Genomic DNA, 12,717 nt, shown 5'->3' with positions numbered 1-12,717 from the left:
TTTTAATGCTTGTTGCAGAGTTTCCTTTGTCTCGGAACTGAGAAAGTTTTTAGCAGGCATTGACTTTTTCTGGATATCATTATGTTATATTATACCAATATGCGTTTTAAATGCACAACAGCTTACTGCTAAATCTGTTTCGCGTTTCGGATTCATTTGATGTTTTAATGATGGCAGGTGGAAATTCTGCAAGTTGGGAAGATAAGGTAGATAATCAAGAATTTTTAATTTTGGCAAAATCTCGAAAATTGGCAAGGCTGGGGCGATCGGGAAGATAAGGAAGATAAAGGAGAGATTGGGATTCATCGTCCTTTTAGCAGTTAAGCTGAAATCCTAGCAGGAAACGCCGGACGAGCTTAATTCTTGAGAGCGTTTAATGCTAACAACGCTGCACCGAAAGCTGGTTCGGATCGGGGCGAAATTACTTTAGCATTCGGGGCGATCGCACTTATCGCACTTTCAAACCTACCCCGGAAATTAGCTTCTGAACCCCACACACCTCCGATCGTCACAATTTCAAATTCCTCTGTGGGGCTAAACAGCGCTGAAATAGCTGTTTCGGTGGAAAATGTTAATTCTGCCACAGCACGACTAATAATGCCGTCAGCGACGCGATCGCCCTCTGCTGCTGCTCGATCGACAATCGGGGCTAAAGCTGCAATTTCTGTCACTCCCCAACCCCGCCGGTAAATGACTTCTACCAATTCTTCTAGGTTGTTGAGGCGTAAATGCTGTTGAAATTTTTCCGCCAGCACGGTAAACTCCGAGCGTCCATCACAGAACTTCAAAGCAGCTTGCAAACCGGCAACAGCGATGTCATATCCGCTACCTTCATCGCCTAAAATATATCCCCAACCGCCGACTCGTTTGGTTTTCCCTTGACGGTTTTGGCCGAAAACGATCGAACCAGTTCCAGCAATAACCGCGATACCGACTGGATTGCCCGTACCGCCCACAAGTGCGATCGCGCAGTCGCTGCAAATTACAATATTTCTGGGCAAGAGCGATCGAGTTACTGGTAAAGTCTTTGTCAACTGCAAGTTCTGCACTACAAATTGCACTATTTCAATATCTTTTGGACGCGCGACGCCTGCTAGTCCCAGACAAATTGCTTCTATGTTGAGATTGCTATTTGCCTCTATTTTAGCGGACATAACTGCTCGTTCGATGGCCACTTCAATAGATTTTTTGGCTGTCTCGATTCCCTGCGTTTGATAATTTGACGGCCCTGCTTCCCCCCGTCCCAAAACAACTCTGTTTTCGTCTATTAAGACGCAGATAGTTTTAGTTCCGCCGCCCTCGATGCCGAATACGTAACTCATGGATAATTTAGAGAATGAACCGCATAGCAAGCCCGACCGACGCAGATATCTCTATTCTACGCTTGATATAATTTGATTAAATCGACAGGGCAATGCTAATAATAATTAAACCAAATAAAGCCAACCAAATGACATTTCGCTGACACCAATTTTTGATTGATTGGGGCCAGCCGCCACTGATATAACGGCTCGTCTGTGGTACCAGCGGCTCAGCTCGATCGTGATAAAGCGTGCATTCCTTGGCGAAGGGACGCTGCGGGTAGTTGCAGGTGTCGTCTTCGTGGTAAATACAGGTAGCGCACAGAAATTCTGCCGATGGCGATCGATAGAGGGGGATACCCGGATGACCGAAAGCTTTGAGAGGGGTTTTGCAGTAGGTGCAGGCGATCGCTTGGGAGTCTACAGGTTGGTGACAGCGGGGACACTCAGGCATTGGATAGCAGGGTGATGGGGTAATTTTGTCGGGAGGCTTTTTAGCGGGTTTTCCGAACGCCCATGGGCGGGTTAAACTCGCCAGCAGGCTGCTGGATGCTCCAAAATAGAAAGGTAGGTCAGTGCTGATGTAACTAAAATTGTACAAAGGGTTTCGCAGCGACCGCAGGCGACCTGAGCCGATCGGGTATTTTGGGGCAAACAGTAGGAAAAATCTATGGATAACAATAGCAACTTACTCAAACAACTGGTAATGCTGGGCATTGGTACTACCTCCTTGGTGGCGGAGAAATTGCAGGAAGCCAGCGAGCAATGGGTCAAAGATGGCAAAATCAATCCCGAGCAAGCCAAAACCTTTGTCGATGACGTGACTGAACATCTCAAGTCCGAGCAGGGAAATTGGGATACGCAGTTGCAGCGCCAACTCCGGAATATGCTGCAAGATATGGGCGTTCCCCGACAGTCGGAAATGGATGAGTTGCGCGGCAGGCTCGATCGACTCGAACGTCAGATGCGGGATCTAGAAAACCGTAACTGGCGCTAAGTGCGATCGCGTGCTCTCGCTGCTCGGACTTGTGATAAAATTGTCACCCGAACGCAGAAGGCTCGATCGGGCACTTCTTTAGAAAGCAGAAGGTAGAATTACAAAGATTCTGACTTCATACTTTCTTTTGCCTTTAAAATTAACTGGCACCCGCTGTTTTTGGGCGGAAAAGTTCAGATAAAATTTTGTGGTTCTTGTTGTACTAGATGTCTTAGATATCTGAGATATCGCGGTTAAAAGTGTCAGGAGGATTAATTGTGCAAGGAATTCTGGTCAGCTTGGGCATAATGCTGGTTTGCTTTGTGTTTTTGATAGTCGCTCAAATGAGCGGCTATGTACCTACAGCAGTTGCCTCCGAAGTGAATAATCCTTTAACCGATGCTGCGCTTGAGATACTCTCAGCGAAGTCTTTCACTGAAGATAGCTTGCTAGTAGCTGATGCTAATTTACCAAAAGAACCAGCTACTATCGCTGGCAATAACATGACTGGAAATACTGAGAAAACTGGAAATACTGAGAAAACTGTCACCACAGGTTCAGGTCTGAAATATGTTGAATTGAAAGAAGGTAATGGGGCGACTCCAAAAACCGGTCAGACGGTTGTAGTGCACTATACTGGCACTTTGGAGGATGGCACAAAATTTGATAGTTCGCGCGATCGCAATTCTCCTTTTCAGTTCAAAATTGGCGTCGGTCAAGTAATTAAGGGTTGGGATGAAGGTGTCGGTACAATGAAAGTTGGAGAACGCCGCAAGTTGATTATTCCCCCTGAACTAGGTTACGGTGCTCGCGGTGCGGGCGGGGTGATTCCTCCTAATGCTACGCTGATTTTTGATGTGGAATTATTGAAAATCGCTGGCTAGGTAGCTCAACCTAACTAAGCGTAAAACTTTTAAGCTGTTTGTAAACCCGGTTTTTGTCTTGAGAAACCGGGTTTCTGCGTAAATCCTGGTTGATTTAAGTAGATTGACCTAAATTAAACGTAAAATACGGATCGTGCTCAAGCTTGCTGTGTGTTCCTTCTTCCTTCTTCCTTCTTCCTTCTTCCTTCTTAAGAGCGCTTTGGAGATGCCAGATTGCGGAACGAGGTATATTGAGCGTCAAATATTAGTTTGATGATGCCTGTGGGGCCGTTTCTGTGTTTGGTGATGATGACTTCGGCAATTCCGCGATCGGGCGAATCCGGGTTGTAATATTCATCTCGGTAGAGCATAATTACTAAATCCGCGTCCTGCTCGATGCTATTATGGACTACGATTTCATTAGCGACAAAATTATGCAGTGCAGGCACTGTTAAATCGTAAACTTCCGCTTCGCCATCAACTTCTATTAATGCAATTTCATCCCAGTAAATATCGCTCTTAGATAAGAGGGCAAGTTCATCAGATTTGACAATTGTAGCTAATCTTCCTGCTCCTTCTCGACGGAAGTTTTGTTGGTAAAGGGTTGTGCCGCAATATAAGTTTTCAAGCTGTGCTTGCATAGGTAAAGCAATACGATCGCCTATTTTCAACTCGTCCAATCGCCGCCAGCCCTGAATGGTTAAGAACTTATGATTAGCCGTTGCTCTAATTGCCCGTCCCGAAAGAGTTTGCAGTCGCAAAACAGGTTTCACACCTGTAGCAAAGGCATTGGTAACAACAGCTTTTTCTAACTGCATGGTGGCTTGATTTAGCGCCCAAATGGTGAAGCCAGATTTCCCTACTAATTCACGAATTGGTACGCGTACATCGGTATCTGCTAGCATTACGCAACTATCACCTGTTAAGCAGCCACTTTCTCTCAAGTCTGACATCATCGGCCGCTTATTTGTCCTCGCTTCCACACTTCGACTCAACTGAGACAAAGCAATAATCGGCACGTTGAGTTCGCGGGCTAAACCTTTGAGACTTCTGGTAATTCGAGATAATTCTTGCACGCGGTTGTCGCTGCTACCTTCCATTAATTGTAGATAATCTAGCAAAATTAATCCGAGAGCTCCGCCTTGTTCTGCTTGGAGGCGGCGGACTTTGGAGCGAATCTCCATCACGGTAATATTAGGAGTATCATCAATAAACAGCGGTAGTTCTGATAAGTTACCAATGGCTGTACTGATGGGTTCCCATTCGTTCTGACTGATTCTGCCCGATCGCAACCTATTACTTTCTATTTTGGCTTCACTGGATAGAATACGCTGCACTAGCTGTTCTTTCGACATTTCCAAGCTAAAAACGGCAACCGGCAATTTTTGCTGTCCAGCGGCGATATGATGGGCGATATTGGTACAAAAGGCCGTATTGTGAACGCAGATATCGTTAGCCACAAAATTGTGCGTCTCCGGGATAGTTAAGTCATAGACTTGCTTGTTTCCCATCGGTTCGATCGAAACTATTTCATCCCAGTAGACCTCGCTATTTGCTAGTTGTTTCAGCGACAAATTATCTAAAGCAGTTGCTAAAACTAAAAATCTTTCCCTGGACAGCGCACGTTTACCAACGTGAATATTGGAATAACCTTTGATACCTGCACGTTTTGCTAGCGATACCCAAGATTCGTTGCCTTTGGCTAATGCTAGGTATTCCCAAGCCTCGACAGGAATTAAATCGCGATTATTGTGAGATATTTTATTTTCTAGTGCTTCTTCTACTTTAGCTAGTGCTGCCTCTTTGCCAAAAATCCCAATTTCTGATATGAATATTTTGATAGATTTTGCATTAGTAATATCAATAAACCAAGCTGGGTTGCGAGTATTTTTGTATTTGACTAAACGCTTTTTGAGGGCGGCAATGATGCCAAATCTCAGCAGTAGATGCTGTACGTGTCTGGCTAGTCCTTCACTGACAGAACAGTAGCCTAGCTGAGATTGACCGCTGGTAAGTACGGTAGCCCAGCCGTCAGTGGAAAAGAGGCGGTTGAGGAAAAGGGCAACTTGCGATCGCCGCAATCTAAACACTATATCCGGTACGGTTTTTTGGTGAGCATCTTTTCCCATCAGACCTAACTTTTCTAACCAATGTGTCAGGGGATTTTTATGAGTTGTATTAATAACATCCATTCCCTCATCGGCTAGGTGTTCTGGTTCTACTCTTAAAACTCTGCAAATGCCACTAAATAATTTTTGATTGGGAAATGCTATTCCTTCCATCCAAGACCGGACTAATCGCGGTTTAATTTCCAATTCTCGCGCTAATTTTTTAGCATCGAAATCTCGTTTGAGAAGGATTATTTGTAAATTATAACCAAAGTTTTTTATACTATCTGTGTAACTTTCTCGATCGCTGATAAGGCGATATTCGGGTGCGCGTCTCCCTTGATCGTTGAATCGCAGCTTAAGACCTCCGAAGCTAGTAGCAGCTTCAGCAAAATCTTTCAGTATAGCAGTATTTCCATTGGTGAAGTGTGGCGCAGTCTGTGTCAAACACCCATCGCCAATTAGATAAGCTAATAACTTAACTTCACAGTCGCGGATGGTTTCTCGACCAAAAACATTCATCCGGCGAGGTACAGCAATCTTATCGCCTGCTTGTATTTCCGCCAACTGTCGCCAACCCTTAATTGTTAAAAATGGGTGTGTAATCGTAGTTTCTATAAAACGTCCCAGTCTGGTTGTTACCCGAAATACAGGCTTAATTCCATCATCTATAAAAGCTGATGGTCTAGTTAGGTGAAATTGCAAATCTTTTCCTAATGTTAGTAATTCTGCTTGACGTTTTTGATAGATTTCTTTAATGGTAACAAGGCTTCCATCGCTTTGTACGATAGCAGCCTCATCCGTGGCGCATTTGCCCATTGCCGGCCTGGCAGCAACGATGATTAAATCCGATCGCTGAAAGCCTCCTGTCATCGCATCTAAATCATAAAAACCGCACGGAATACCGGGAAGCGTGAGGCCTTCATTGCGATTTTCTAAGTCTTGAAATGTTTGGTTTAGGGTTTCGCCGATGGATACTAAATCTTGTTGCGGGCGGTCTTGAGTGATGCCAAAAACTTCTTGTTCGGCGCGGTCTAAGACTGTTTCTAGCGGCGCTGCTGTCTCGTAACCTAATTGTACTATGTTGTTGCCCGCTTCGATCAATCGGCGGCGCTGATATTTGTCTTCGACTAGGGCAGCATATTGGTCGATGTTGACTGCTGAAACTGTGCGATCGACTAATTGTGCTAATTTAGTTAATCCTCCGACTTGTTCTAACTGGTTGCGATCCGTCAGCCAAGTTGTTACGGTCATCAAATCCGTCGGTTGACCTTGCAAAAATAGCCCTAATGCCGATCGATAAATGACTTGATGAGCGGTGATGGCAAAAAACTCCGGTCGCAACATTTCAGCAATTCGCGAAATAGCTTCGGGGTCGATTAAAATCCCGCCCAAAATTGCTTCCTCTGCCTCTATATTTGTCGGCATCAAATCGCTCATTAGTCAATAGTTATTGGTTATTAGTTATTGGTTATTGGTTATTAGTTATTGGTTATTGGTTATTGGTTATTGGTTATTGGTTATTGGAAAAACTATTGACCAGTGCTTTCATGCCCAATGCCCAATGCCCAATGCCCAATGCCCAATGCCCAATGCCCAATTACCAATTACTATTACATCGGAACAACTTGAACATCAACTTCGGCGGTAACTTCTGCGTGCAGTTTGATTTCAGCTTTGTATGTACCAGTGCCGCGAATTTCGGGCAGGGTGATGCCGCGCCGATCGACTTCTTGACTGGTAGAGTTGAAGATCAGCTCTGCTACTTCTTGGTTGGTGACAGTACCAAAAATCGCGTCTCCTTCGCCGACTTGCTTGGAGATGATGAAAGGCCCGGCTGCTTCCAGGGCGGTTTTGCGGACTTCTGCTTGCTGCTTGAGCTCTAGCTGGCGCAGTCTTTCTTCTTCTCTGCGGCGGGCTGCTTGCTTGAGAATGCCGGGAGTGGCTTTAAATCCCATTCCTTGGGGTACTAGGTAGTTGCGGGCGTAGCCTGGGGCTACTTCTACTACGTCGCCAGCTTTGCCGAGTTTGCTGACATCTTTGTTTAAAACTAATTGGACGCGCTTGGCCATGATCGTTGCTTCTGGGTTTTAACTCGAACAGTCTATAATAGCGAAGTTTGAGCGGCGATCGCAAGGAAGAGGACTGAAGTCCTCACTACGAACCTATTATGTGTGTTTTACGATGTACAGGAAGAAGGACTGAAGTCCTCACTACGAACCTATTATGTGTGTTTTACGATGTACAGGAAGAAGGACTGAAGTCCTCACTACGAACCTATTATGCGTGTGTTTTACGATCGTAGAATCGCCCGCGCTACAGTAGCAACTAACTCACTCGGATCGATCGGCTTAGATAAGTGCTTTTGAAATCCGGCTTGCAAAACTTGGCGCTCGTTGGCTTCTCCAGCATAGGCTGTGAGGGCGATCGCCACTAGCCCCCGATACTGTGGCGGGAGTTGAGTGCGGATGTGACGGATCAGCATATACCCGTCCATGTCGGGCATTCCGATGTCGCTGACGAGCAGATCCGGTGCGGTTTGGACGATCGACAGCAGCACCTCAGCAGCAGATGACAGGGAAATCACCTCTGCACCCGCGTCCTCTAGCACGAAGGCGACAAAATCGCGCGAGTCCGGCTCATTATCTACCACCAAAATTCTCAATCCAGCGAGTGGCAAAGATGAAATATCGGCACTCTCAGATGAATGACGTTCTGTCTCATCCTGCGTTCTAGAATCATCATTTAATAGCGGTAATCTCACCGTAAACGTCGCTCCTTGACCTTCTCCGGGGCTTTCTGCAAACACCCTTCCGCCGTGAAGTTCGATCAGTTGGCGGACGATCGCCAATCCCAATCCCAAGCCGCCAAATTTGCGAGTTGTGGCGCCGTCTTCTTGTCGGAAATGCTCGAAAACATAGGGCAAGAAATCTGGAATAATGCCTTTACCCGTGTCTGAAATTTGAATTTGAACTTCGCGTGCGATTTGCGCTAATTTAACTTCAACTCGACCGCCTTCTGGCGTGAATTTCACCGCGTTCGATAACAAATTCCACACAATTTGCTGCAAGCGACCTGTATCGCCGACAACGAGTCCGATCTCTGGATTTAAGATTGTTTGAATTTGAATCTTTTTAGCTTCGGCTGCTAGTTGCACGGTTTCCAAAGCAGACAAAATAATGGTTGCGATATTCACCGGAGCAACATTCAATCTGAGTTTTCCTTGCAGAATCCGGGACACGTCGAGCAAGTCTTCTATTAGTTGAGATTGCAGTCGGGCGTTGCGTTCGATCGTCTCGAAGGCTTGGGCGGTTTTAGCCGCGCTCAGTTTGCCGCCGAGCAGCAGTTGCGACCAGCCTAAAATCGGATTTAAGGGCGATCGCAACTCGTGAGAAAGCACCGCCAAAAACTCGTCTTTAATCCGGTTAGCTCGTTCGGCTTCCGCGCGCGCCGTTTGTTCCAATTGCAGAACCATATCGCGCTCGGTTTCCACTTGTTTGCGCTCTGTAATGTCGATCGCAGAACCAATATAACCCTCAAATTGTCCGCTTTCGGTAAATCTAGGAGCAGCCGCATCCAGCGCCCAAGAATATCCGCCATCTTTGCGCCCCAAGCGATATTCCGTACTGTAATGTTCCTGGCGTTCGTTGGCCCTCAAAAATCCGTTAAGGGCGTATTCTCGGTCTTCTGGATGCAGCGCGTTTACCCAACCAAATCCCAAACCTGTTTCCTCAGTTTGACCTGTGAATTCATACCAGCTTTCGCTCAAGAAAGTGCAGTAGCCTGTGGAGTCTGTTACCCAGACCATAAATGGAGCGTTGTTTGCCATATTGCGGAATCGCTGTTCGCTCTCAAGCAGTGCGGCTTCTGATTGTTTGCGTTCTGTGATATCCCGACAGACAATCACTCCGCCTGTGATTTCTCTGCTAGTATCAACTACCGGATAACCGCTGATACTGATCCAGCGGCCTTCGCAATCTTGGCGGCGGACAAATATCGCTACATCATTGACATATTCACCTTTGATTGCTCTGGTTAAAGGTAGTTCCTCCTCGGGGAAAAGGTTTTTTTGGTCTGGTAAAAATAGTCCGTAGGTGCTCGACCATTCCTGAGAGGATTTTTCATTCGTTAGCTGACCGAACATTTTCACTGCGGCGCGGTTAAACAGCACAAATTCCCCTTGTTGGTTGGCAAGAATTAAACCGTCACCAATGCTGTCTATAATTACTTGCAGTAACTTCGTTTGTTCTTGCAGTGCGACTTCGGCTCGCTTGCGATTTGTGATGTCGTTGGAAATGCCAATTAGACCGATTACTTCTCCGGCTTCATTGCGGTAGGGAGCTTTTGTTCCCAGAAATGTGCGAATGCCATCGGGAGATTCTTCGACGATTTCTGTTTGACCGGATTCCATAATCCGCCGATCGTTGGCGCTGACGATCGCTCCCAGTTCTGCTACTGGATATAAATCGCGATCGCGCCGGCCAATTACGACCGCAGCAGGTTTGCCGAGCGCCTCCAGGGTGGCTGGATTGGCATAAATAATACATCCTTGTCGATCTTTGACAAAAATTGGCGTGGGTGCTGACTCGTTAATCGCGTTCAAAATTGCATTTTTTTGCCGCAGTTCTTCTTCTGTGCGTTTGCGATCGCTAATATCGCTCCAATAAGCCGTAAGTCCATCGGCTGCTGGATAGGCGCTGACTTCTATATACATTTGAAGGGAAGGCGAAAACTCTTCAAACTTCACAGAAACTTGCTCGATAATAACTCGATGAAATTCTTGATACAGGCTCGAATTGGATTCTGCTTCGGCGGGGAATATCTCCCAAATCGATCGACCTAACAAGTCGTTTCTCGATCGCACCAGAAGTTTTTCAGCAGTGGCATTAACGTAGGTATAGCGCCACTGCGAATCGATCGCGATAAAGGCATCGGTAATACTTTCGATAATATTGCTGACTTGCTGGTTTGCCAATTGCAGCGCGAGTTCAGCGTTTTTGCGATCGGTGATTACTTCGGAAAAAATCATGATTCCGCCAATCTCACCGCTGTTGGTTCGCCACGGGTGAATTTCCCAGCGCACCCAGTCAACGCAGCCCTCAGCACGGGGAAACGGGTCTTCTTGGCACATTTCGACTGCTCCCGCCAGACAGCGCTGGTGGATTTGTTTCCAACGATCGGGTACATCGGGAAATATCTCGTAATGCGATCGGCCTACAATGTTTTGAGCGCCCAGCCCGTAACTTTCCAGCCAGCGATCGCTCACCAGCATATACCGCATCTGGCGGTCAAACATCGCCACCCCCGCAGGCGAATGTTTGACGAACAGCCGCAGTTGCTCGGACTGTTCCCGCAGGCGATTTTCCGCCTGTTTGCGATCGCTGATGTCTTTGAAGAGCACGGCGACTTTGCGGCTGTGCAGCCCAGGAGTGCGGAATGCCGAAACCTCAAAGGAGCGGTTCATGGCTTCGGAGCCGTCTTCAAAGCGCACTGGTTCGCCTGTCAGCGCAACTTTGCCGTAGATATCGAACCAATAATTTTCGAGTTCTGGAATCAGCTCGCGCGCCGTTTTACCGACAGCTTGTAGGAGTCCGGTTTGTTTCTCAAAGGCGGGATTAACTTCCAAAAAGCGGTAATCGATCGGCTTTTGGTTGTCGTCAAACAGCATTTCGAGTACGCAAAAGCCTTCGTCTAGGGACTCAAACAAAGTGCGGTAGCGTTCCTCAGAATCGCGCAAAGCTGCCTCCGCTCGTTTGCGATCGCTAATATCCACAAACGCCGCCACACAGCCGCGAACCGCGCCCTGTTCGTCAAATAACGGCACCGCATTCACCAACAAATCAAATGCAGCCCCATCCGATCGCACCATTTGAATTTCCGCATCTCGCACTGCGGCGCCGGAAAACGCAGCCCGCTGCATTGGGAGTTCTTCTGGCGGGATTTCCTGTCCGTTACTCAGTTGCATCAACGGTAGCAGTTCGGCTTGGTCTCCGGTGGCAGAAACATTGGTATCGGGCGGCACTGCGAGCATCGACTGAGCAAATCTGTTAGCGCGAATTACATGACACTCAGGATCGCGGGCGATCGCGATCCCGACGGGTACAGCATCAAATATTGATTGCAGTTCGTTAACTCTGCGCTCTAGTTCCTGGTTGAGCCGTTGAATTTCTTTTTCCGAAGCTTTGCGATCGGTAATTTCGTGTACCATCACATTCACGCCCAGCACGCGATCGTCAAGAGCTTTCAGCGGATAGAGACTCAGCAGCCAAGCGCGTTCTACTCCCGGCTGCGCTGCATTCGTGCCGTGAATTTCGAGCTGTTCGAGGGGAACTTTAGTGGCGATAACTTCTCGGTAAAGTGGCTCTAAATCATCTGCTTGTTGTGGTAAGATTTCGCGCAATGTTTTGCCGATATGAGCGGCGGCGGGAACTCCATTAATTTCTGCGAGGCGCGAGTTGATGCGGACAAATCGCAAGTCGGTATCGATAAAGCAAAGTCCGATCGGCGCGCTAGCATAAATTGCCTCGATTTCTGCTAGTTGTTGGTGCGCCGTTTGCCCTTGTTTAATAAAAGCAGCCCGATCGGCTTTCTGCTCGGTCACATCTTGAAAATAAACGGCAATTCCCGATGCGATCGGATAAGCTCGTACCGCATACCAAGCATTGAGTGGCCCATAAAAAGATTCAAAACTAACTGTAACTTGCTCTGTGGCGCAGCGGCGAAATTCCTGCTCGAACAAACTGCCCGCAGACTCGGGAAACTCTTCCCAAACGGTGTTGCCGATCAAATCTTTCGAGAGTCGATTTATCCACCGCGCCGCTTGAGAATTAACGTAGGTAAACCGCCAGTCTCGATCCAAAGCAAAGAACCCATCGGAAATACTTTCGAGGGTGTCTGACTCTTGTGGTGCGGGCGCGTCAGCGAATTGTGGTTCAGGTTGACAGATTTCTATAAAGGTGGTAACTACGGCGTAGGGAGTCGATCGATCTGCTTGAAATAAAGGTTGAGAATTGATCTTCAACCAAATCAATTCTCCCTGTGGTTGATAGAAACCCATGATGACATTGCAGCAGGGTTGCCCGGTTTGCAGCGCCACCATCGCCGGGTGAGTCTCCCCAGAAAAATCCGAGCCATCTTCACGCACAGTCTGCCACGGACTGTTGATGAAAGTGTTGCCCTGCATTTGTTCGACTGTCATCCCCAACAGTTTCTCGGCGCGAGAATTGCAGGCCTGAATGCTGCCGTCTGCCAATTGCAGAACCATCCCTACATCTGTTGACAAAGCTGCATCTGGGTTGAGTGCTTTGTTAGAATCCTCTGAAACAGAGGGGTCGATTTTCGGTTGGGGTTCAGTATTGCCTAGATTTTTCATCTTCTAACAAATTACTTGTGGCAAAGCCAATCGTGTTCATCAATTATATATAAGGAAATAATCACAAGAATTTTTAATGCAAGCAGGCTGACAATTC

Annotated in this window: 8 protein-coding genes; 3 read left to right on the top strand and 5 right to left on the bottom strand. The window is 47.1% G+C overall.

Annotated features, from left to right (window positions below; translation table 11 throughout):
- Positions 1-110 precede the first annotated feature (110 nt).
- Positions 111-278, top strand: a complete 168-nt coding sequence (locus tag QZW82_RS25620; protein ID WP_293154810.1) for a hypothetical protein — start codon at positions 111-113, stop codon at positions 276-278.
- A gap of 78 nt (positions 279-356) precedes the next feature.
- On the opposite strand, the gene QZW82_RS25615 is transcribed toward QZW82_RS25620, so the two are convergent.
- Both QZW82_RS25615 and QZW82_RS25610 read right to left on the bottom strand, forming a co-directional pair.
- A complete protein-coding gene (locus tag QZW82_RS25615) occupies positions 357-1,322 on the bottom strand; it encodes a BadF/BadG/BcrA/BcrD ATPase family protein (protein WP_293154807.1) in 966 nt (321 codons plus the stop codon).
- Positions 1,323-1,398: 76 nt separating this feature from the next.
- Positions 1,399-1,755 carry a zinc ribbon domain-containing protein gene (locus QZW82_RS25610; protein WP_293154815.1) on the bottom strand — a complete coding sequence of 119 codons (357 nt, stop codon included), beginning with the start codon at positions 1,753-1,755 and terminating at the stop codon, positions 1,399-1,401.
- A gap of 216 nt (positions 1,756-1,971) precedes the next feature.
- Between QZW82_RS25610 and QZW82_RS25605 the strand changes: the two genes are divergently transcribed.
- Together QZW82_RS25605 and QZW82_RS25600 are read left to right on the top strand one after the other, a co-directional pair.
- Positions 1,972-2,298: a phasin family protein gene (locus tag QZW82_RS25605; protein WP_265235356.1), complete on the top strand. Its 327-nt coding sequence runs from the start codon at positions 1,972-1,974 to the stop codon at positions 2,296-2,298.
- A gap of 257 nt (positions 2,299-2,555) precedes the next feature.
- Positions 2,556-3,161 carry an FKBP-type peptidyl-prolyl cis-trans isomerase gene (locus tag QZW82_RS25600; protein WP_293127508.1) on the top strand — a complete coding sequence of 202 codons (606 nt, stop codon included), beginning with the start codon at positions 2,556-2,558 and terminating at the stop codon, positions 3,159-3,161.
- A 188-nt stretch (positions 3,162-3,349) separates the two neighbouring features.
- Here the strand turns inward: QZW82_RS25600 and dnaB are convergent, their stop codons facing one another.
- The 3 genes from dnaB to QZW82_RS25585 all read right to left on the bottom strand — a co-directional run bounded on the left by dnaB (position 3,350) and on the right by QZW82_RS25585 (position 12,620).
- Positions 3,350-6,688, bottom strand: coding sequence for a replicative DNA helicase (gene dnaB, locus QZW82_RS25595; RefSeq protein ID WP_293127510.1), 3,339 nt, complete (start codon positions 6,686-6,688; stop codon positions 3,350-3,352).
- Between the two features lie 173 nt (positions 6,689-6,861).
- A complete protein-coding gene (gene rplI / locus QZW82_RS25590; protein WP_293127513.1) occupies positions 6,862-7,320 on the bottom strand; it encodes a 50S ribosomal protein L9 in 459 nt (152 codons plus the stop codon).
- A 221-nt stretch (positions 7,321-7,541) separates the two neighbouring features.
- Positions 7,542-12,620: a PAS domain-containing protein gene (locus QZW82_RS25585; RefSeq protein WP_293154805.1), complete on the bottom strand. Its 5,079-nt coding sequence runs from the start codon at positions 12,618-12,620 to the stop codon at positions 7,542-7,544.
- Positions 12,621-12,717: the final 97 nt, after the last annotated feature.

The sequence above is a fragment of the Microcoleus sp. bin48.metabat.b7b8b9.023 genome (assembly GCF_013299185.1).
GTDB lineage: Bacteria > Cyanobacteriota > Cyanobacteriia > Cyanobacteriales > Microcoleaceae > Microcoleus.
The sequence above is the reverse complement of the archived record's forward strand: the minus strand, read 5'-3'. Positions and strand labels throughout refer to the sequence as shown.